Source organism: Paenibacillus sp. J22P90, from assembly GCF_059692195.1.
Map to the genome: position 1 here is coordinate 901984 of NZ_JCAUAY010000002.1, position 23017 is coordinate 925000.

Here is a 23017-nt window from a genome sequence, read left to right on the forward strand (position 1 = left end):
GAAGGTAAACATTATATACACAAAATGAAGCAAGCAAAATAAATAACTGCAATTGCCAAAAAAAAGCCATTCCCTAGTAGATCTCTCTACTTGGAAACAGCTCTTTACATTACAGATTTAGTCGATACATTGCTTTGTTTTCCAGCCCGCGGATCATCGGTGTCCAAGCATCGGATTCCGGTGTAACGAGCAGCGTATCCTCGACCATCTGCAGCTTCGCATCCATTGAATCGATATAATGCAGCGCAACAGCTTCAGGAAGCTGCGGCAGAACAGGACTTCCCCACTCCGGCAAGTTGTGGTGGGACAATACAATATGCTGCAATCCTATGACGAGGTCTGATTGCAAATCTAACCCCAGATGCAGCGCAGCCTCGGTAATCCAATTGGACGCCATGGAGATGTGGCCCAATAGTTTCCCTTGCACGCTGTAGTCGGAAACGATGCCCAGCTGAGCGATCATTTCCTCTGGCTTCGCAATATCATGAAGAATAATGCCTGCTTTGATCAAGTCAGCATTGAGAAATGGCCGCTGCTTGCATATAAACTCGCCGAGCTCTAACATCCGCACGATATGATAGGCAAGCCCTGCGAAGTACGCATGATGGTGCGTTTTAGCCGCTGGATAGTGGTCCAGTTTATCCCCCACCTTCGCCACACAGAACGAGACGATGGATTGAATTGTAGGATTCGAAATACTCGCTACTACATGATTAATCGTATGAATAAGATCCGCTGGATTGATCGGTGCCGCGCGTATAAAATCAGTGATTTGCACACCATCCGTTGGCAGGGCCTTACGAATCTTTCCTATTTTCACTTGTAAGCGTTCGCGATACAGTTGAACTAATCCTTGAACTTTGACTAGCGTCATCGGGAAAAAAGTTTCTTTGTCCGCCGCGCTGACATCCCACATTTTAGCCGAAACTTGACCGCTCGCATCACAGAGTACAATATCCATGAAATCCTTGGCAGGTGTTGTATTCGTCTGTTTGACTTCCAATTCTTTAATTAAGTAAAAACCCGTAAATTCATCTGGTGCTTGTAAATGTTTAATTAATGTCATGTGTGTGCCTCCAATAATCAATAGGAACATTATACTACGAAATGCGCGCTAGTGATTAGTGGCAAGATTAGAAATTTATTCCCATTCCGGTTTACATCACATACTCACGAAAAACTTCATTTAGATACACATACTTACTTTCTGGATATTTGAAGCCTAGAAAGAATCCAGAGAAATCAATGTTCACGGAGACTAATCGGCGGCTCGTTACGGTACGCCTTATCAAAGCATTCAACAATGCCTCATTCTTCGTATTGATCGCCTTCACCAGTAGCGCGGCGTAACTGGGATTGCAGTTGATTTCGCGATATAGCGGAATGACAGCCTTCGCGATCGCACGATTGATCGTGGCACTGAACGTGAACTGCACCTGTCCTGGACGAATCGTCGTCCCATTGGTGATCACGAGCAGCGGCTTCGGCAGCGGGAAATCGACGAACCAGCCCACGCCATTGGACGCTAAGGCGGATAGCGGCTCAGAACCGATGACGGAACGCAGCAGCTTATTCATGCGCGCAATATCGGCCTCCCGCACGGCCTTCGCCCATTGGATGGAAAATGTACGGCTGCTAACCAACTTGCGATAGAAGGGCAGCATCACTTTAGCGACCTTACGGATGGCGAAGACACGTTGTTTGATTGGCTTCATAGAACCACTCCTTAAACACCATATAGAGTAGACTATTGCTTATGGTGGGGGATGGTGCGAGCTTGAGATGAACCATGGTAAAATAAAAAATCTGCCATCCTCCAATGGAGAATCGACAGATTTTCAAACCTATGAACGCAACCTCTACAATCGCTTCACAATGACCTCGTCCCTAGCCTTGTTCCACTCCCAATTATAGCCTAGCACTTCCGCGATCTTAGCCCAGCTGACAAGTACAAAATTATTCAGTACATGGACCTCAGCCGATTCAATCGTTCCGGAACTCCCTCTAGAGGTGTAGAGAATGCGTTTGTTTTCTTCATCGTATGATGCATCGCCAAGACCTAACTTCTCGAAGGTTTGCGTAAGTGGCACCCATGGAACACCTCCAACGACAATTGGCTTGATTCCGTTGTAGGTGATGGCCTGTCCTTCAAGGCTGATTCGGATAAAAGGCAGATGATGAGCGATCTTATTGCCTTTCAGGAGTGTAATCCTCCCACTATTCAACTCCGCTTTCTCTCCCTCAGATAAATGAGCGATTTTGTCCTTCGCAATTTGGTCATGAAGCTTGATCTGATACTTATGTTCCATCCGCTCATGAAGTTGAGTGATTTCCTCTGGCGTTGTCGATTTCAAGCTTCTTCCCTGCATTTGCGCCATGAGCACACCTATCGTCTCTCCAGCCATTGCCCCGTTCGGTTGAATCCTTGCACTGCCATAGGCAACTGCTGTTGCTCCAACCAACTTCCCAGTCGTTATCACGTTATCGTAGTCGTGAAGTAAGTAGCTTCGGAGCGGAATCCCATATTTATCTGGCCGTCCGATAGCTAGCCCTTCCCGATTGGAGCGTGAGCCTTGAATGTCCATGAAATAGCCGCCGATGCTTACGTTATCCCAGAACATGCGGCCGCTCATTAAGTCAGACGCTTGCAATACATATTCGGTTGGGTAGTGGTTAAACTCTCGAATGTACAGTTCGTTGGGCTCTCCTCCCAATTCCAACTGCTCGAAGCCAACCATATGGTAACGAAGATGATCGCGTATGAAAGGCATTTCTGCTTTGGCTAACTCCATGCCCCTTTGGATCGTTTCCTTCTGGCTCGGATCGATGCCGTATACCTGCAGCGCGTTAATAATAATTTCCCCGTTGCCTTGATTCAGGATGTTCAACCCTCGGAGATTCAGCTCATTCTTGTTGCGCAGTTCATAAGCCGATACTACTGGCGGGAATCCATACGCGATGTGTGAATTCACGTAGCTTTCGGGTCCGTATTTGTGTGCTCTCTCTATTTTATTCATTTTCCAATAATGCGTTTGAAACTTGTCCCAGTCGACCCCTTTGAATTTCATCATATACGTGCCGCTCATATATTCGCGTTCCTTGCTTCCGTATAGCGCTTCCAACCCCGGAAGGGGCTCGACATTAAGCTTGCGGATCAAGGCAGCATCATCGGAATTATCTACGACATAGGAAGGCTTCACCATTCGCCTTTTCCCATTACCATCCAGATAAGTAATCGAATCGACTTTATTCCCTGTCATGCTCATGTCTTCAAGCACAACATTTTTCTCCAGTGGAATGCCTTCAATTAACCTGTGAAAATAATGAGCAAAATCTGTTTTGGTACGAATACTTCCTTTCGTATACTGCTGAAATAAATCCTTCACACCGCCTTGCATAAGTTGGGTACCATCATCATCGTAGATACCATCAAGATAGAGCATTTCCCCCTGGATAAGCTGTCCACCCAATCTGCCCTTCGTTTCAAGGATTAATACGCCTAGACCTTCCTGCTTCGCCCGTTGTGCGAGATACATCCCTTCCAGCTCTGTTCCCATCACGACGACATCAGGGCGAAAAGACGATTGTGTATGCAGCGTGAAGCCCCCGTCACTATCGCGGTGCAATCCGAAGTAACCTAATACCCCGCCAACGGCCGCCACGATGAACAGAACGCTTAAGATCAGTGTTAACTTGATATTACTCTTAAACCAATTTCTCAATATTCATCACCCTGCTGCATCGAATTAGTGCTTCCCTTATTGTATGCATAAAAAGGAAAAAAACCAACAAAAAAGTCAGCAGCTACGATTAAGCTTGAGTCACGAAAGGAAAAAGAGCTAATCGATTTCACGATAGAAATCAATTAACCCTTTTTGAGTATTTACCAAGTCATCATGTGAGGCTTATTCTCCCAAGCCAACCTCACTTTGAAGCAAACCCATGATCGTCTGTTGTAACAATTCGGGCTCATTCGCGTAATTATAAATGCCAAGAAAGGCCTGCGATGCCACCGGATGACTGCCGATCAATTGATTGACCAACGATTGTTCCATTGTGACGGGTGTATTCTTCGTTATTTGGCATGCCAATTGATAACGAGACATCATTTTCGACTCCATGGCGGTCTGGTATTTATCAGACATTTCCCTCCAATTTGACGCCCAGTCAGTCGTTTCGAATAAAATGTCCCGCAATAAGCGCGCTCCGTAGATTGCATCATGCATACCTTGCCCAACCGCAGGATCCTTGAACGACACGCTGTCTCCAACTAAAGCCCATCCCTTCCCCATCCCCTGGAACCAATCATTATCATAACCAAGCAGCCCTTTCATTGGCTCATCTAATGAAGCTTCTCGCAGCCTCTCCGGGAAAGTAGTAGAACTGAAACCTATCTCTACTAGCTCGCGCATGCCTGCTTCTGGATCATTCCGAAATCTCTCGCTCCATTCCTTATTGTCCAGAGGAAACATAATCCCAATAACAACGAGATTATCACTTGTCGGAAACACTATCGCGATATTTCCCTTGATTTTATAGAATTCAACGCAGGGCTCACCTTCTTGGCGAAAATTAGAAAAGTAACCCACATACGAAGCGAAGTCAGTAGGAACGGCCATTTTCCTTTCACTGTTCACCAATCTACGCAGTGTAGAATTGCGGCCGTCAGCACCGACAACCAACTTGGCTGTATACTGTTCGGTCGTGCCATCACGTTTCATACCAGCAATCCCCGACACGGTATCATTCTCGTAAAGCAATTCGGTTACTCGGAATCCCTCTAGCGCCGTAACGCGCTCCTGATTACATGCGTGCTCGAACAGGATGTGATCCAAATGCTTGCGCCGCACACATAAACAGTGGGTTTCCCCGTCTACCTCAGGAAAAATCCCATCGACAACCATTTCGTCCATTTGAATATAAGCTCGGTTGTACATCGGAGTGCCCGTCTGGACCAATTTCTCCAATACGCCCATCTCTCGGAGCATCGCTACCGAATTGTTAAAAAAATTATGCGTAGACAGAATATCACTTGGGAATGTACTGCGATCCACGAGCAGCACTTCGTACCCGGCTTTCGCTAGTTCATAAGCCAGTGTTGAACCGGCAATTCGTGCTCCGACTATAATAACATCATAGTTATTTACTGACATTTCCTTCCTCCTCCATACTGAATGTTATCAGCTTATCAGAAGGGAAGGAGAGAGCCATCCAACGAACGATATATGTGATGGTTATATCTTTTACTCAAAATAACCGATGTTGATTTGCTTTCTGGATAGCCTGCGTCCTGCCGCTTACTTGCAACTTACTGTAAACACGATGGAGATGAAGCTTCACTGTACCTTCAGCCAGCACTAGCTTTTCAGCAATCGCTTTGTTGGACAATCCCTCCACCATGAGCTGGAGCACCTCTTTTTCACGAACCGTCAGCATAAACACAGAGGATACCTCCTCGTTGCTTCTTCGTTCCGCTTGCCATTTCTCAGAGGAAAGGGATTGAACCACTTGAAGATAGTGAAGGGAAACCCCAGCCGCTTGCACTTCTTCCATATACTTATGCTTCCGCACATCCGCATACTGTCTTAGTAAATGCTCTATATCGGTATCGATAAATATACGCAGGTAACCCTCTCGCTCACCCAATAGAAGTGCATGATGCAAATGAAGCATACTAGTATGCGGGTTGTTCATTTTGGCATGTATCCGTGCTAGTGCTAAGTGAACTTCCAGTTCTGTCATGATTCGACCGGCGATTTTCGATTTCTTTAAGAGTTGTTCACACCAAGCGAGTGCTTCTTCCCAGCTTTTTTTCACCATTAATATCTGTATATAAATCAAGAGCTCAAAGTCTTGATCTCCAATAATCTCATTCTGCCTGCTCCATGGAGACGCTAGCATCCAGTGATCTACGGTCTCCATCTCTCCGATCTCAAGTTGATAACGAGTCAAAAACGCATTCAGCAAACCATGCCAATGCGAACTATGGTGATGGGTCAACTTAAGATGATTCAACGCTCCGTCAATCATGGCTATCGCTTCTTCTTTGTCTTCTCTCTCCCAAACAATTTTCGACTGAATGATAACAGCGGGAATATAAGCCCCGATGACATGATTCCGTTTTGCGAGGCGAATAGCATCCTCAGCTAAACGTAAAGACAACGCTAATTGATTACGTTCATAACATACCTCACAGAGGGCTGCCCGCTGATAGGCCGTAAATGGGAATTCGTGGAACCTATTCTTATCAATAAATTCACCATAAAATCGGTGGTAACGTTCTGCATTCTTGATTCGACCGCTAAAACCATAATAGCTTCGGATGAGTGGAATTGTTCCGTCGTTCAGCTCCATGCCTAAACCAAACAGCATCGGCAATCCTTCAATATTGGGGAGATTCTCATCAACATACATCTCCTCCAATAGGGAATAGCATTGCTTGAAATCGCCGAGCAGCATGGCTTGAAAGTTTTTCACAACCTTCATATCTTCCCGGATAGCAATATAAAAGGAGTCGTCTATACTATTGGGTCTATGTAGCCCCTTTTGCAAAGTTGCCATATGCTTATCCATTTGCTCTTTGTGACCCATGAACAGTTCCGTCCATATTTGAATTATCAGCAACGCGGGACGTTCACGAATGGCAAGAGGTAATTGAAGCAACCAACGATGCAATGTGGTAAGTTCTCTTCTTTTTAAAAGCTCCGTCGCAATCGTTAAAATAAGCGCGCACGCTTTATCAAATGCACCTGCTGCCAAAGCATGCTCAATGGCTTCACCCAAATAGCTGTGCTTTTCAAACCATTCGCACGCCGCTAAGTGCAACGAAATAATCTCTTCCGAATGCTGCTGCTTTAAGCGGCATCGTAAGAAATCAGCAAATAAGTGATGGTATCGAAACCATTTGCCTTCTGCGTCCAAAGGAATGACAAACAAGTTGGATTTCTCCATTTCTTGCAGCCGCCCTCTCTGAGCAGGTTCATTGGTCAACGTGGCGCAAAGCTCCGCATTCATCCTCTCTAGGAGAGATGTTTTTAATAAAAACGTGCGAATTCCCTCCGGCAAGTGGTCAAAAACTTCTTCCATTAAGTAATCAACGACATAGCGATGGTCGCCTTTAAATTGGTGCAGGGCATCCTGTTGCCCCGATAAATGGGATAAAACAGCTAGTTGGATACCAGCAACCCAGCCTTCTGTGCGATCAGACAACAATTGAAGCGATACTTCGTCAGGCCGTCCGCCTGTTTGCCGAAGCCAAAAATCTGCGATTTCCTGTTCCCTAAATCTTAACTCAGAGAGGCTAATTTCATTGAGTTGTCCATTAACGCGCAATTGACCCAGAGCAATTGGAGGTTGTTTGCGACTGAGTAAACACACGTGCATTTGAGAGGGCATACGCTCAATAAAAAAAGCGACCAAACGATGAACCTCTTCTGACTCAATTAAATGGTAATCGTCAAGTACAAGTAGGATGGGATGCGGCATTTCAAATAAATCATTGAGTAGCCAAGAAATCATTTGTTCAGACGAAAACGACATTGTCTTCAGTAAAGATAGCGATTTATGACCAACATCAGGGCAAATCCGATTCATTGCAGCTATCACATACGTCCAAAATCGAAGCAAGTCATTCTCGCCCTGATCCAAAGAAACCCACGCCACCGGTATTTCCCCTTGTAATGCCCAATGACTAACCATCGTTGTCTTTCCAAAACCAGGTGGGGAGGTGACTACCGTCACTTTACACTGTATTGCCCTAGACATCTTCTCCATTAAGTGTTCTCTGGCAACTAAATACGAAGGTTGATGCGGAATATACAATTTTGTGGTAAGCAAGGGATAGTCGTCAAATAATGGTTTACTCCATTCATCATTCGTTTTCTGACCTAGCACACATAGGTCCTCCTTTAGACCTATTTGGCAACAATTTTAGCTGCTGCTGCTTCAGCGAATTGAAGTCGCAATTGTTCTTTGCGCTCTTCGCGATCTTGAGGTTTCATACGGGGACACGTATAGCAATAATACCCGCCTTCTGTACGGTAATACATACAACAAGCCGTCTTCAATTTAATTTTGGTGTCCGGCTCACCGGGATAACCAGGATAATCCACAGTCACAACCTTAACATCCAAGGGATTGCGAAGGCGGCCGAATACCTCACCTTGCAACTCCTTTGTAACGAATATATGGTCCTCTTCATAACGAGCATGCCATTCTTCTGACGTATTCGTTTCTTTCCATTGTGCGAAAATAAACCGAAGACGCATAGGTACAATTTTCCACAAATGCATAATGTCCATCTCTGCGGCGGCGGCTATCGCTTCGACAATTGGACGAATAGTCCCAGCATACCAGCGGGATAAGTGTTCTTCACGCCATTCGTTTCGAAGCCCGCACGATGGACCGCTCAATTTTCTTAATTCCTGAAGCACAATACGGAATTCGATGAATCCCTTCTCACCTCGATACATTTGCAGCGCCCATAACGCAGGGGACAGATCAACTAATTCATCATGTGTCACCATATAGTGCATCGCCGCATTCAGACTTCCGAGACGGCTGATTAAATAGGCGCCAGCAGCCGCGGGTTCCAGTGCTTTCATCAGCGGCGAGTAAGCATGTATGAGCTCCCGCATTCCTTCCTCCGTTAAAAGAAGTTTTCCAGCAATCGTGAAAAGCGGATCTGGATGGGGCTCCATCCTAACTCCGTAATTTTCTGCTATATAGTCCTGAACCGATATGCTCATGTTCCTCACTCCTTGTCGTTAGCGTGTTTCACCTGCAAAGTAGCCTCTTGGGAACTAGTATAACATTTCCTTCCATATTTGAAGCCTCCCATTTTTTCAGTTTCCTAGTTAATTATTCAATGTTTTTCTTTGCCAAGGATTCGAATTCTTTCTGGTGAGGCAATATTCACAATACACCACATATCCCCCGCACACTTGAATATATTTAATAACAAGCTTTATTTCCCTATGTCTGCATAGCGTTCTGCTTATCATAATCACCAAGGAGGTGTCCCCATGACAGAGCCCTTATTTATCGTTTCCAAAGAGGATTGGTCACTCCACCGCAAAGGATACCAAGATCAAACCAGACATCAAGAGAAGGTCAAAGATGCCATTAAACAGAACCTTCCTGATCTGGTGACAGATGAAAGCATTGTGATGTCCAATGGTAAACAAGTCGTGAAGGTACCGATAAAAAGCTTGGACGAATACCGCTTCCGCTATAACTTCAATAAAGGGAAGCATGTCGGACAGGGAGACGGCGACTCGCAGGTCGGCGATGTACTGGGAACAGATCCGCAGCCTGCACAGGGGCCAGGCAAGGGCGAAGGCGCGGGAGATCAAGCCGGCGAGGATTATTACGAAGCGGAAGTCAGCATGGAAGAGCTGCAAGCGATGTTATTTTCAGAATTGGAGCTTCCGAATCTGCAGCAAAAAGAGAAACGAAACATGACGACCACTGAAGTTATTTTCAACGATATTCGTAAAAAAGGGATCATGTCCAACATCGACAAGAAGCGGACGATCCTTGAAAATATGCGTCGCAATTCGCGAGGCAGCTCGCCGGGCATTCATCATATTTCACCCGATGATCTTCGTTTTAAAACGTGGGAAGAAATCGAGAAGCCGCATTCCAATGCGCTTATTATCGCGATGATGGACACCTCCGGTTCCATGGGCTCCTTTGAGAAGTACATAGCACGCAGCTTCTTTTTCTGGATGACCCGCTTCCTGCGTACGAAATATGAGAACGTCGAAATTGTGTTCATTGCGCACCATACGGAGGCGAAAGAGGTTACCGAGGAAGAGTTTTTCACTAAAGGCGAAAGTGGAGGTACGATCTGCTCCTCAGCCTATCAGACCGCTATTGATATTATTGATAAAAGGTACCCCCCTTCTCAGTTCAATATTTATCCCTTCCATTTCTCAGATGGCGATAATTTAACCTCTGATAACGAGCGCTGTGTGAAGCTGATTACGCAATTAATGGAGCGGTCGAACATGTTTGGCTACGGGGAAGTGAATCAATATAACCGCAGTTCTACATTAATGTCTGCTTTCCGCCATATTAACAATCCGAAATTCCTGCATTACGTCATCCGTGAAAAAGGCGAAGTGTATAAAGCGTTAAAAACCTTTTTTACGAAAAAGGAAGGAGTGCCTGCACAGTGAGTAAATCCGAAATCCAAAAACTCGAATATGCCATTGATGAAATTACGGAGATCGCGAAAGGCTTCGGGCTCGACTTCTTTCCGATGCGATACGAAATCTGTCCGGCAGAAATCATTTACACCTTCGGTGCGTACGGGATGCCAACACGTTATAGTCACTGGAGCTTCGGAAAAAACTTCCATCGCATGAAGACCCAGTACGACTTTGGACTTAGTAAAATTTACGAATTAGTCATCAATTCGGATCCCTGCTACGCCTTCCTTTTGGACGGAAATTCCCTGATTCAAAATAAATTGATCGTTGCGCACGTGCTTGCACACTGCGACTTTTTCAAAAATAACGCACGTTTCTCAAAAACGAATCGCAATATGGTGGAAAGCATGTCCGCCACGGCTGAACGCATCCGCCAATATGAAATTGAGCACGGGATCGATGAGGTTGAACAATTTATTGATGCCGTTCTAGCTATCCAAGAGCACATTGACCCTGTGTTAACGCTCTCCTATCGCCAAACGCGCAACCGTCAGGAGATACACAAAGGTTCTACACCTGCCGCGCCAACGGAAGCCACCTATGGATATGAGGATCTATGGGGCTTAGATAACCGGAATAAACCTGCGGTCAATCTCGATAAAGAAGATACGAAGCGCTTTCCGCCGAAGCCGGAGAAGGATATCCTCCTTTTTATCGAGGAAAATGCGCCTTATATGGAAGACTGGCAACGTGATATCTTGACCATGCTGCGTGATGAGATGCTCTACTTCTGGCCTCAGCTCGAAACAAAAATCATGAACGAAGGCTGGGCTTCGTATTGGCATCAACACATCCTGCGGGAAATGGATTTGACCGAGGAAGAAACGATCGAGTACTCCAAACTGAATTCATCCGTCGTCGTTCCGTCCCGTCATTCTTTGAATCCGTATTATTTAGGGGTCAAAATATTTGAAGATATCGAGAAGCGCTGGGATGCGCCGACGGATGAGGAAATCCGTAGATTTGGGCGGACGCCTGGTCAAGGCCGGAAAAAGATCTTCGAAGTCCGCGAATACGAGTCCGATACCTCGTTTATCCGCAACTATTTGAATAAACCGCTGGTTGAAGAACTAGACCTGTACGTGTTTGAAAAGAAAGGGCCTGAATGGAAAATTACCGATAAAACATGGGAAAATACGCGGGATCAGCTTATTTATTCCAGGGTAAATGGCGGTTTCCCCTACATCGTAGTTGAAGACGGGGATTATCAGCGCAATGGGGAGTTGTATTTGAAGCATTGTTTTGAAGGCGTGGAGCTGGATCTAAAATATGTGGAGCGAACGCTGCCTTACATTTATAAGCTGTGGGGTAAGACTATTCATATGCATACGGTTGTGGAGGATAAGCCGGTTTTGTTTAGTTTTGATGGGAAGAAGCATCATCGGCGGTTTTTGTGAGAGCTCGTACAATTGTAGAGTAAATGGGAAGAAAAATTAGCTGAGTCCGGTATTTATCGGGGGCGGCTTTTTTTGTTTTGAGAAATTAAAATTCACCACGCTTTATCGCATCAACCATCTGGAGCTTTGAGACTGAATTGCATGGACTTCGCCTCCTAAAATGGCTTTGTTTCGCCAAAATGCTTACGCAAACATGCTCTCTACAAACGATCATGGATTTTCGTGATAGCTTTTTTGTTACCTATTTTGTGATAAAATAGAGGTGTCAGAACCTAATGGAGGTGCCAGCTATGCAATGGGAAGAAGTACGTAAGATTTATCCTGACCAATACGTAAAGCTACAAATCCTTGCATCCCATATCGAAGGCAATACCAAATATGTAGATGAAGTTGCCTTGATTAAAGCTATTCATGATCCCAAGGATGCAACTCTTGAACTGCTCCGTTCAAAGGACGGTATCGTTGTGTCTCACACCTCGAATGAAGAGTTGAAGATAGACAAGATGGTAATTGATACCGGTGCTTCCCACACTCTACTTTCCGCCGATGCTGTAGCTGATATTGGTGTTTATTTTGAGACTCGAGACGAAATCGTCAGTGCTTTCGGCATCGGCGGCGAAGAAAGCTGTTTTTGAAAAGCGTTTGATTTTGTCACGCTGGGTGACTTCAAGATTGATAGTTTCAAGCTCGATATTAGTGCCTTACATGAAAAACTTGAGATTAATGGGCTTTTAGGATTGGATTTGCTTATGGCGGCGAATATTGTACTGGACTTATCTAATTTTAGAATGTATACAAATTAATAGAGTAGCACGGCTGTCGATAGACTACCTCTACATTCATAAGTGCTCTAATCAGGTAGCCAACACCATCTAACGGAACTACACGACCTTATTTGCGATTATTCCGCTATTTTCACGAGCAAACGGAACGTAGGGACGCATTTGCGCAAATTTGGCGGAAAAACACCTCTTTCAACCCAAATAGCGAACTGACGTTCCGCTTCGCGCACTAAAACTAGTGTTTGCAGTGAAATAAGGGATCTACGTTCCCCTTCGGCAACATAGATCCCCTCACTAAAGCACTAACTACTGCAGCCCATCCCTAACCTACTCCTACTCCTACTCCTACTCCTACTCCTACTCCTACTCCCACTTAAACGTAAACGTAGCTACAATAAACGACACAACCAGCCAGATGGCCAGCATCAGCCCTTCCTGCCACAGCTCACCGATGCCCGCGCCCACATTCATAATCTGCCGAAGGGCGGTGCTGAGCTGGGTGATCGGGATCGATTTCACGATGGGCTGCAAGAACTCCGGCATGCTGGATACGGAGAAGAACACGCCGCCCAAGAACATGAGCGGGAATGAGATCAGGCCGGAAATCGGTCCGACGCTCTCCGGGGTTTTGGCCACGCCGGCGATGATGAAGCCGATGGCCATGAACGTCAAGGTGCCCATGACGATAAACAACAGCAGCAGCCACCACGAGCCATTCACCTGCGTCCCGAAGATCAAGGCGCCTACAAGCAATACGATCAACGCCTGCGCCGTATTCATCACAAGGCGTGCAGTGATCTGCGCGGCGATGAACGTCGAAGACTTCAGCGGTGTGCTCTGCATGCGTCGCAACACACCACGCTCACGCCAGGAAGCGATTTGCCCCGAGACGCCGTTCAGGTTGTTGGTCATGATCATCATCGCCAGGATGCCTGGCACAAGGAAATCGATGTAGCGAAGCTGCAGTGCTTGCACGCCAACAGGTTCAATCCCAATTACGGGAACGTAATTGGATACTTTTTTAGAAACGGTATCCGCCACCTGCCCTACCGTTTGCAGACCAATCTGCGCACTCTGTTGATTCGTCTGATCATAGTAAACTTGAAGGAAACTTGCCTTGGTGCTATCCGCTCCTTTCAACCCTACCGCGTTACCATAATTCTTCTGAATAATAACAACTAGTTTCTGATCGCCATGCTTCAACTGCTCCAGCGACTTATCCATGTCATCGGCAGGCTTTAATTTCAGAATACTGCTCGCTTGAAGCGCCTCCACCATGACCCTTGATTCTGCACTCTGATCCTGATCAATGACAACGCCGTCTATGATAATATCATTTCCCTTGCCGAGAAAAGAGCCGAGCATAATCATGAAAAAGAGCGGCATAAACAAGGTGAACACGAGCACTTGTCGATTGCGCACAAAAAAACGAAGCTGGCTTAACGTTAATTGAATATAAGCATTCATTCTTCTTTCAAGCTCCTTCCGGTCATGGAAATAAACACATCTTCCAGCGTAGCCGTCCGTGTCTGCAAATCTACTAATTGCCATCGACCGCCAGCACTCTTTTCAATGAGGTCGATTAGCGAATCTTGCAATCTATCGGTATACAGCACGAATACGTCCTTCCGCACGTCGATTCCCTTTACTTCCCGGACATCGTGAAGCTCTTTAAGAACCGATTCCTTATCCTCTTCTGCCAATTCATGCAGTCTGAACTCGATCGCGCTGTCCGATTGCAAGCTGCTGACTAAATTACGCGGCGTATCGAGGGCGACGACCTTGCCTTGATCCATTAAACAAATCCGATCGCAAAGCACATGCGCTTCTTCCATATAATGCGTGGACAACACGATCGTTTTGCCTCTCTCTTTTAGCTTCAGAACGATCTCCCACAGTGTTCTTCTTGCTGTTGGATCCAGCCCAGTTGTAGGCTCATCCAGAAAAATAACCTTAGGATCATTCAAAAGCGCAAGACCTATGGCAAGTCTCTGCTTTTGCCCGCCAGATAGATGCTTGACACGTCCTTTTCTTTTATCCATTAACGTCATATCTTCTAAAAGTGGTTCAATCGGAACTGAGCTCGGATAGAAGCTGGCATACATCCTCATAAGCTCCTCAACCGTCAACAGCTCAAATAAGGACGTCGACTGCAGCTGAACCCCGATCACTTCTTTTACCTTACCTAAATCCTTCTGCGTATCATAACCAGCAACAATCGCACGTCCGCCGTCAGGCTTTCGCAGCCCTTCGATCATTTCCATCGTTGTCGTTTTTCCAGCACCATTGGGACCAAGCAGGCCAAATACCTCGCCTTGATAGACTTGAAAATTAACGCCTCGCACGGCCTGAAAGGATCCATAGTGCTTCATTAAACCATCCGCTTCAATAACAATGTGTGAAGAATCCATAAAGCCAGCCCCTTCCGCTACCAAATTTTACGTAACTCACCCTATCATACAAAATAAACGAGTATACCGTCCATCAAAGGACGGGATCGTTTATGGAGAAATATAGTCAACTTATAAGGTGAAATATATTTTCTATATTTTAACAAATGAAAGCACAGTTACACTTTCTCACATAGGTGCATACCCAACGAACTATCTATCATATTTTGACTGACAGAACTAGTGGAATTCCGACAACGCCAATCGACGAACTAATTGAGAAAGGTATGATAATCTTAATATCTACTTAATAAACAAAATCAGAAGGAGATGTGTTGGAGTGAGAATGAATATTTTATTTAATAAGAAGCCGATTTCCGTTAATTTCGTCGGCACAGACCACAAACTAATTCCTTCCTTGATCAACGCACTTCGCCATAACAAATTCACAACCATGAATTTAGTTAACTCGTTAGAGCGTGTAGATTTATTTAGCTCGGAAGCGATTTTATATGGCACGGATGGCAATAAAGCACGTATTCCGATTTTTTAAATGGAAGTCAGTACATAGATGTTCCATAACGAACGCTTGCGAATGGTAGATTCCTTCGTAAGCGTTTTTTTCGTAGACAATTTGGCATATTCCCCCTATTCTTTTCATAGAATAGACTAATAGAAACAAGACCACTACAGCTGGGATGGAGAACGCTATGAATGTTATCCGCCTTTTCAAAGATCATGCTGCTAAGCTACTAATCTATCTACTCATCATGATAACTAGCTTTGTTTGGACCTTAATCTGGGGGCTTCCCTTGAAATCTCCACCGCCTCCTGGAACTACGGCCGAGTACAGCATCAAGCCCGCAACGAACGGTGTCCTTCTGCATGTGATTCAAACGTCACCTGAAAACATAGGACTCAAAGCTATTACTGGAAATGTGACGGAGCGAGAGGACAATGGGATTAATGGCGGTTTTTTTTGGCAGGGGTATTTGCTGAGCATCGCTGTGACCAATGATAAGCCCGTAAAGGGGCAACCCGGAGATTACGGCTCTGGCTGGTACAATACGGATCGGAAACGGGGAACGCTGGTGTGGGACGAGAAGGCGCAAACCTTTACAGTCCAAGTTGTTGAAAATGCGAGTGAGCTCAAGGTGATGGATCGCGCGCGATATTGGGCGCAGGGAGGCGTAAGCATGGGGCTTACGAATCCGATGGGCTGGGCGGAGCAAGCTATTTCCGAAGAAATGCCTGTAATTAACGAGAAACGCATGCGCTCTGGTATCGTGTATGATCGATTCAACAACGTATATCTAGTTGTAGCGCCTACACCATGTACGGGGGAAGAGTTTCGTACAGCGGTAAAGGAGCAAGTCGGGAAAAATCAACTGGTCGACGGACTTTTCCTTGACGGAGACGGCTCATCGCAGCTGAAGGTCGCGAATTTCTTACTGCCGGGTGATCACCGCGAAGTCTATCAAATGATTGCATTGTTAAAATAGGGAGGAGGCCCTCCCATAAAAAAAGGAAACCCCGCAAAAGCGGGCGTTTCCTTTTTCAACGAAATACATCTAAAACGTCACATGATCCGGATCCGGACCAATACGCTGATTCTTATTCAACCCATCGATCAGAGCCACATCATCAGCACTCAGCTCAAAATCAAAAATGTCCGCATTCTCACGAATGCGATGCTCCGTCACCGACTTCGGAATCGTTACGACGCCATGCTGAAGGTCCCAACGCAGCACTATTTGTGCTGCCGATTTCCCGTATTTCGCAGCGAGCTGCGCCAATTCAGGCTGATTCAGCTTACCTTGCATGAGCGGACTCCAAGCTTCCAGCTGAATGCCATGTTCACGCGTGAACGCGAGCAATTCCTTTTGTGAAAGTTCCGGATGATACTCGACTTGGTTCACAGCAGGAACAACGCCAGTATCCTCGATCACGTGCTCTAAATGAGAGATTTGAAAATTGCTCACGCCAATCGCACGAACATGACCCTCTTTGTACAGGTGGACGAGTGCTTTCCACGTTTCTCGGTACGTCGCGGAAACCGCCCAATGCACCAAATATAGATCAATCGTCTCTAAACCAAGCCGTTTACGACTGGCTTCAAAAGCTTGCAGCGTAGATTCGTATCCTTGATCCGCATTCCATACCTTCGTCGTGACGAAAATATCCTCACGCGGCACACCGCTTTGGCGCAGCCCTTGACCAACGCCTTCTTCGTTACGATATACAGCAGCTGTATCAATGCTTCGATAACCTAATTGCAAAGCGGTTTGAACTGCTCCGATAACCTCTTGTCCTTCTTTGCTTTTATAAACGCCGAGCCCCAGCCAAGGCATATGTACACCATTGTTGAGCGTAACCCCAGCTGTTAATGCTTGATTCGCTTGCGTAGACATTGCTAACAACCTCCATCGGAATAAGATTAAAATGAGCGCATCTTTACCGTGTAGCTCCCATTAATCATACCACTGAAGTCGGATATTCTAAAGTTTTACCGAAAACAGCCAGCCTACGTGCTAGCTTTGATGCGCATGAATCAAATCCATCTTCATTTGCCATAAAGCCGAGCTCAAATTAACGCGATACACTTCCGGATTCAACATCCGCAAATATTGCGGCCAAACCGTATCCAATTGCTGCGCGTGATAATCGCGAATCGCATCCAGACTAGGAAGCTCATAGACCAGTTCGCCGCCTTCAAAAATCGGTTTCAAAAGCGGAATCGCCTCATAATCCTCGATATATTTAAACAGATACGGATGGATGGGGTCGAATAGCTTAATTCGCTCCCCACGACGAATATCCACCTCATCCTGCAAAGCCAAATAATCAGCCTCCGCTTTGCCTGTTTTCAAGTTCATAATCCGGTAGGCTTCCTTGAAGCCCGGATTCGACACCTTCTCTGGGTTGCCCGAAATCTTAATGACCGGCACGAACTCGCCGTCCTTCTCACGGGCAACAAGCTTATACACGCCGCCTAGCGCAGGCTGGTCGGCCGCTGTAATCAGCTGGGTGCCAATGCCCCAGCTGTCGATCTTAGCCCCCTGGGCTTTCAGCCCGGCGATGATGTGCTCATCCAAGTCATTGGATGCCACAATCTTCACCTCCGGAAAGCCCGCCTCATCCAGCATGCGCCGCGCCTGCTGGGATAAATACGCCAAATCGCCGCTGTCGAGGCGAATGGCGTTCAAGCGCTTGCCGCGGCTCGCGAGCTGCCGCGCTGTAGCAATGGCGTTCGGCACGCCGCTGCGCAGCGTGTCGTAGGTGTCCACGAGCAGCGTCACCTGCTCGGGCAGGGCCTCGGCGTAAGCGCGGAACGCTTCCGCTTCCGTGTCGTGAGCCTGCACCCACGCGTGCGCGTGGGTGCCTTTGGTCGGGATGCCGAACAGCATCCCGGCTCTTAGGTTTGATGTCGCGTGGAACCCCGCGATATAGGCCGCTCTTGCGCCCCAGACCGCGGCGTCAGCCTCTTGGGCGCGGCGTGTGCCGAACTCCAGCAGCACATCGTGCGGGGCAACGCCTTTCATGCGCGAGGCTTTCGTCGCAATGAGCGTCTGGAAGTTCACGAAGTTGAGAATCGCTGTCTCGACGAGCTGCGCTTCAAATATAGTGCCGATCACACGAACGAGCGGCACATTTGGGAATACAAGTGTCCCCTCAGGGATGGCTTGGATATCACCTTTAAACGCAAACGCACGAAGCGCATCGAGGAACTCTTCCTTGTAATTTTCCTCCTGCATCCGCAAATAGGCGATTTCTTCCTCACCGAAATGCAGACTTTGTACATAATGAATGACCCGCTCCAGCCCAGCGAAGACAGCATATCCTCCATCAAAAGGCTGCTTACGGAAATACACCTCGAACACAGCTCTCTCCGTATGTGTCCCTTGTAACCAATGGGCGTACATCATATTAATTTGATATTTATCGGTGTGCAGTGTTAAGTTGTTCATCGCCTTCATCGTATGCCAATTCATTGCCTTCATCCTCTCCACCCTCGCGTCTACTCGTCGTCCAATGCCATTTCCGTTAATTTTGCCAATCCCGAACAACCTTAGCCCCTAGTGTATGTTCAAAATGCCTCAACGCCCAGACATGGCCTTGCGCATCAAAGCTAGCCACCGCATCCTCATGTATGATGATGGAAAAACCTTTATTATACGCATCCACCGCTGTATGTAAGACACATATATCTGTACACACGCCTGCCAGGTGCAGCTCCTGAATGCCTCTAGCTCTCAGCTTTAGCTCAAGATCTGTCCCGTAAAAAGCACTGTATCTCGTTTTGTCCATCCAATAGATGGATGCCAAGTGCTCTTCATGCACCGCTTTTAATCGGCCATAAAGCTCCCGTCCCTCTGTATCGCGGATATTATGAGGAGGGAACAAAGCCGTCTCAGGATGGAAGGGATCTCCTTCTTCATGTAGATCCACTGCCATCACCACATAATCCTTATCTGCTAGAAACCGCTCAGTTAGCTCACATAAGCGAGCTTCAATGGCGATAGCAGGGTCCCCACAAGGAAGCTTTCCTACTACAAAATCCACCGTATAGTCAATGAGAATGAGGGCTTTCATTGTTCATCACTCCTTAAATTGTATGTGTAATACTATTATAACGACTTTATCAACAATTAAAAGAAAAGCCTAACTGTAATTCAACAGCTGAGGCGCGCTTTGTTTTACATTGTCATTTTGATATTTTCATTATGACATAATTAAAAACATTTTACAATAGGCACATGGGAAATCAATAATTACGAATCCGGGTATAGATTAGCGTAATTAATGAGAATCGTCATAAAGCCAAGGGCAACGAATAAGAAAAATGCCAAAAATGACAGATGAAATACGTTAGGAAATACGATAAAAACAGCACCTGTGCCAACACAAACCCAGTTCTGCCATGTATACTTCCCTGTTTTCCCCAGAGCTAGCATCGAGCTTACGAATTGTAGACTTCCGAACAGGGCACAGGTGTATAGCGCATTGGACTCATCTCCGAATCCAAACACCCAAGGTGTTATCAAGAACCAGAGGCCCATGAGTGCTGATAAACTGTTTTTGAGATACATACCGATCACACCTCCTAAAAGCGGGATGTTACAGTATATGCAAACGCTTACAGGTATGTGTGTATAGAAAAGCCCTTGGCTCACCTAAAAAGGCAACCAAAGGCTTTTCATTTTACATCTATTGCTCGATATGAAGTCCTGTCGTAACCGTCGTCACTTCAGCTTTTAAAATATCCGTTACGAATTTAACCGGTACGTAAAGGGAGTCGTTCAAAATAACTGGAGCTGCACCTAGCGCAACTGGCGTCATTTTAGCAAAGAAATAACTGTCTTTGCCCACGCTTACACTCGTCCACTGAGCACCTTTATTCAGTTCAGCAGCGTACGTATCTTGATTCCATTTCACCGTGTAGCCAAGGCCTTCAGCCACTTTGCGGAAAGGAACGAGCGATACACCGTCTGGATTCACGACAACATCACTTGTGACCAGGTCTACTTTCACTTTATCAGAACCAGGCAGTGGCGCAGGATTCGGTTTAATCGTCAAGTTGTCAGGTAAGCTAAACCGGAATTCCGGCGATCCAGCAACACCAGCTGCGATGGAATATTTCGGGAACACCACAACTGCTTCCCCTTTTTCTACATAAAAGCCTTGATTCTCGTCAATTCCTTTAAATTGATCTTTAAAGAAGTATTGCGGGTTCTCGTTAATTTTAGCAATGACACCAGCATCGATCTTAGCTTTATAGTCCGTTCCCAGGAGATCCTGAAGCGTTACACGTTGAGCCGCTGCCGCATTCAGCACATTATACGTATCCACTCTCGGCATGCCTGTGCCACTAGTTTGCCCGTACGTAGTAACCGTAAGTGAGACAACACCTGAAGGATTACCTGTGCCATCCGATTTCAAAGTGTAGATGATGGTAAGTCCATAAGGGTGGTACGTGTATCCCTTCTCTTTGGCTGCTGCCGCAGCCTCCGCAGCTTCCTTCTCCCAAGTCACCAAGTCTTTGTTAGCATGAGATAAAATAATGTCATTCAACTCATCTTGATATTTCGTATCCAGCATACCTGTCAGCTGAGGCACTTTGATATTGGTCGTTAGATCAGCACTCTTCGAAGTGAGTACCACTTCTTTAATGACGACTGGGACTGATGATGTAGTTGCCGATATGGCCACAACCGTATCTGCTGAAGCAACACCAGCAACTGGCAGGACAGAAGCACTCACTCCTACAAGCATCGCACAACCAACAACACCGATTTTCAACATGTTCCATGGATTTTTTTTCATTTCTGATTCGCTCCTTCTGAATTATCGTGTTTGTTTATCTCTCTTTTCTAACCTTCACGATAACTAGACGAAACAGATAACTAAAAAGTCTGACGATCACACTGTAATTTTCAGAAAAAATTATGACAGGCGGAAAGTCCCCACCACTTGATTCAAATCTGAGGCAATGACGGCAAGGTTTTTGGCTGACGATGTAATTTCTTCGGCAGATGCCAGCTGCTCTTCCGTAACTGCTGCCACGGACTGCGCTGTCCCCGAAGTTTGCTGGGCAACAAAGCCTACTTGGGCAACCGTTGCTGCGACTTCCTCCGAGCTAGCTGCCATTTGCTGTGCTGCTGCCGCAGTTTCTTGAATTTTGCTCGCTACCTCTTGCGAGGCTTGTACGATTTGACCGAACGCTTTCTCGGCAATGGTTACCTCATGGAGCCCTTCCTGAACTTCCGTCCGACCATTGTTCATAACCCCAACAGCACGTGCCGAATCTTTTTGAATGGAAGCAATAAGCTCTGAGATCTCCCGAACAGATTCATCTGTTTGCGATGACAGCTTACGAACCTCTCCAGCTACAACAGCAAAGCCCTTGCCGCTTTCGCCTGCACGCGCAGCTTCAATGGCTGCATTCAAAGCTAGCAAATTCGTTTGTGAGGCGATGTTCCCAATTAACGTTGTAATTTGACCGATGCTCTGGGAATGCTGCTCAAGCTCTTGAATCACCTGATTGGCGGCATCCACAGACGTGCTTACGGCTTGCATTCTATTGACGACACGTTCCATGGCAAATGTGCCTCGCTCCGCAATGTTCGTAGCTGTCATTGATAGCTCGGAAACATCTGCGGTCGTTTCTGCAATACGGGAGATCCCGGCAGCCATTTCTTCCATCGCTCTACCGCACTCCACAGAGCTTTGCGCTTGAGCATCCGCCCCATTGGCGAAATCCTGCACAGAAACCGCGACATGCTGCGAAGCGGATGTGTTCTGTTCAGAACTGGCAAATAGCTGTTGGGAGGAAGCTGCGACACTCGTTGAGGCTTGCTGCATTTGCTCCACGGAATGGCGCAATTGCGTCAGCATTTGATTGACAGAGCCAACAAGCTGGCCAATTTCATCTTTATTTTTAACGATAATAGGCTCAACTGTGAGATCACCCTTCGAAATACGGTCCAACGCTATGGAAGCTGTACGAACAGGAACTGAAATCACGCGTACCAGGAAATAACAAGCTGCAATCATGAACAGGAACATCACGGACAATACAATTACCGATGTTTTCACACTCTCACGGTACACCTTCTGACTGTCCTGCTCGGCTTGTAGTCCACCCTGTTGATTGAACATCACCATGTCTGCCATCTTCTTTTGTACTATAGTGAAAGCATCCGTCATAGCCGCTAAACTATCTTGTGCTGCCTTACTTGTTGGATCACCCGACTGTTGTTTATTCGCTGCAAAGCTCGCAATAAATGCATCCCAATACTGTGTAAGCTCTTGAAAGTGTGCAGTATCTTCTTCACTTGCTAGCGTATCCTTATATTTTCCTAACAAATTGTTGATTCGATCTATTGTTGCTGATATTTCTTTGTCTAAAGGTTCATGCTTCTTCACATCAGGCTCTAACCTCTTACCTCTGTAAACGGTTAGTAAATGCTCGGAATTATAATGTATATCCTCAATCACCTGAATACCAAACATCCAATTCTCCACAAGCTTCTCATTACTATCCTTGAGAGCCCCCATTCGAGTCATATCTGTCCAGCTTAGTCCCCCTACCATGAGTAAAATGATCGAAAATACCAAAATTAATTTCGTACGAACGGTCAGTTGCATAACTCAATTCCCCCTAAAAAATGTTGAATTCGAAGACTTTTGTATACGTCCTTCCTCTCTTGGAGATATCATAAATGGAATTCATT

The 23017-nt window shown here is 46.2% G+C and carries 19 protein-coding genes; 5 read left to right on the forward strand and 14 right to left on the reverse strand.

Going from position 1 to position 23017, the window contains the following annotated elements; genetic code table 11:
• Positions 1–109: 109 nt before the first annotated feature.
• The 6 genes from AC58UX_RS08790 to AC58UX_RS08815 form a co-directional block, all read right to left on the reverse strand.
• Positions 110–1066 (reverse strand): 3'-5' exoribonuclease YhaM family protein, encoded by a 957-nt coding sequence (locus AC58UX_RS08790; protein ID WP_497251510.1) that lies wholly within the window; start codon positions 1064–1066, stop codon positions 110–112.
• A 91-nt stretch (positions 1067–1157) separates the two neighbouring features.
• Positions 1158–1715, reverse strand: a complete 558-nt coding sequence (locus tag AC58UX_RS08795) for a hypothetical protein (protein WP_497251512.1) — start codon at positions 1713–1715, stop codon at positions 1158–1160.
• A 144-nt stretch (positions 1716–1859) separates the two neighbouring features.
• A complete protein-coding gene (locus AC58UX_RS08800; RefSeq protein WP_497251514.1) occupies positions 1860–3722 on the reverse strand; it encodes an FAD-dependent oxidoreductase in 1863 nt (620 codons plus the stop codon).
• A gap of 183 nt (positions 3723–3905) precedes the next feature.
• Entirely contained in the window at positions 3906–5153 is a 1248-nt protein-coding gene (locus AC58UX_RS08805; RefSeq protein WP_497251516.1) for an NAD(P)/FAD-dependent oxidoreductase, read from the reverse strand.
• Between the two features lie 94 nt (positions 5154–5247).
• Positions 5248–7893: a winged helix-turn-helix domain-containing protein gene (locus AC58UX_RS08810; protein ID WP_497251518.1), complete on the reverse strand. Its 2646-nt coding sequence runs from the start codon at positions 7891–7893 to the stop codon at positions 5248–5250.
• Positions 7894–7913: 20 nt separating this feature from the next.
• The gene (locus AC58UX_RS08815; protein WP_497251520.1) at positions 7914–8747 is read right to left on the reverse strand and encodes a (2Fe-2S)-binding protein; all 834 of its coding nucleotides are present in this window, start codon (positions 8745–8747) and stop codon (positions 7914–7916) included.
• 276 nt (positions 8748–9023) lie between these two features.
• Here AC58UX_RS08815 and yhbH point away from each other — a divergent pair, with 276 nt between their 5' ends.
• The 3 genes from yhbH (at position 9024) to AC58UX_RS08830 (ending at position 12246) form a co-directional block, all read left to right on the forward strand.
• A complete protein-coding gene (gene yhbH, locus AC58UX_RS08820) occupies positions 9024–10181 on the forward strand; it encodes a sporulation protein YhbH (protein ID WP_497251522.1) in 1158 nt (385 codons plus the stop codon).
• Positions 10178–11611 (forward strand): SpoVR family protein, encoded by a 1434-nt coding sequence (locus AC58UX_RS08825; protein WP_497251524.1) that lies wholly within the window; start codon positions 10178–10180, stop codon positions 11609–11611. Before yhbH ends, AC58UX_RS08825 begins: the two co-directional genes overlap by 4 nt.
• A 290-nt stretch (positions 11612–11901) precedes the next feature.
• Complete coding sequence (locus AC58UX_RS08830; protein ID WP_497251526.1) at positions 11902–12246, forward strand: hypothetical protein; 345 nt, start codon at positions 11902–11904, stop codon at positions 12244–12246.
• A gap of 510 nt (positions 12247–12756) precedes the next feature.
• Here the strand turns inward: AC58UX_RS08830 and AC58UX_RS08835 are convergent.
• Both AC58UX_RS08835 and AC58UX_RS08840 read right to left on the reverse strand, forming a co-directional pair.
• Positions 12757–13860 carry an ABC transporter permease gene (locus AC58UX_RS08835; RefSeq protein WP_497252133.1) on the reverse strand — a complete coding sequence of 368 codons (1104 nt, stop codon included), beginning with the start codon at positions 13858–13860 and terminating at the stop codon, positions 12757–12759.
• Positions 13857–14804, reverse strand: coding sequence for an ABC transporter ATP-binding protein (locus AC58UX_RS08840; RefSeq protein ID WP_497251528.1), 948 nt, complete (start codon positions 14802–14804; stop codon positions 13857–13859). The genes AC58UX_RS08835 and AC58UX_RS08840 overlap by 4 nt, the downstream gene beginning before the upstream one ends.
• A 319-nt stretch (positions 14805–15123) precedes the next feature.
• On the opposite strand from AC58UX_RS08840, the gene AC58UX_RS08845 reads away from it, so the two are divergent.
• The gene (locus tag AC58UX_RS08845; RefSeq protein WP_497251530.1) at positions 15124–15336 is read left to right on the forward strand and encodes a hypothetical protein; all 213 of its coding nucleotides are present in this window, start codon (positions 15124–15126) and stop codon (positions 15334–15336) included.
• Positions 15337–15493: 157 nt separating this feature from the next.
• The gene (locus tag AC58UX_RS08850) at positions 15494–16285 is read left to right on the forward strand and encodes a hypothetical protein (protein WP_497251532.1); all 792 of its coding nucleotides are present in this window, start codon (positions 15494–15496) and stop codon (positions 16283–16285) included.
• 69 nt (positions 16286–16354) lie between these two features.
• Here AC58UX_RS08850 and AC58UX_RS08855 read toward each other — a convergent pair whose 3' ends face one another.
• The 6 genes from AC58UX_RS08855 to AC58UX_RS08880 form a co-directional block, all read right to left on the reverse strand.
• Positions 16355–17194: an aldo/keto reductase gene (locus tag AC58UX_RS08855; protein WP_497251534.1), complete on the reverse strand. Its 840-nt coding sequence runs from the start codon at positions 17192–17194 to the stop codon at positions 16355–16357.
• A gap of 120 nt (positions 17195–17314) precedes the next feature.
• Entirely contained in the window at positions 17315–18760 is a 1446-nt protein-coding gene (locus AC58UX_RS08860) for a nicotinate phosphoribosyltransferase (RefSeq protein WP_497252135.1), read from the reverse strand.
• Between the two features lie 67 nt (positions 18761–18827).
• The gene (locus AC58UX_RS08865; RefSeq protein ID WP_497251536.1) at positions 18828–19376 is read right to left on the reverse strand and encodes a cysteine hydrolase family protein; all 549 of its coding nucleotides are present in this window, start codon (positions 19374–19376) and stop codon (positions 18828–18830) included.
• 179 nt (positions 19377–19555) lie between these two features.
• On the reverse strand, positions 19556–19873 hold the full coding sequence (locus AC58UX_RS08870; protein WP_497251538.1) for an SPW repeat domain-containing protein: 318 nt from the start codon (positions 19871–19873) through the stop codon (positions 19556–19558).
• Between the two features lie 118 nt (positions 19874–19991).
• Complete coding sequence (locus tag AC58UX_RS08875; protein WP_497251540.1) at positions 19992–21107, reverse strand: stalk domain-containing protein; 1116 nt, start codon at positions 21105–21107, stop codon at positions 19992–19994.
• A gap of 120 nt (positions 21108–21227) precedes the next feature.
• Positions 21228–22931, reverse strand: a complete 1704-nt coding sequence (locus AC58UX_RS08880; RefSeq protein WP_497251542.1) for a HAMP domain-containing methyl-accepting chemotaxis protein — start codon at positions 22929–22931, stop codon at positions 21228–21230.
• Positions 22932–23017: the final 86 nt, after the last annotated feature.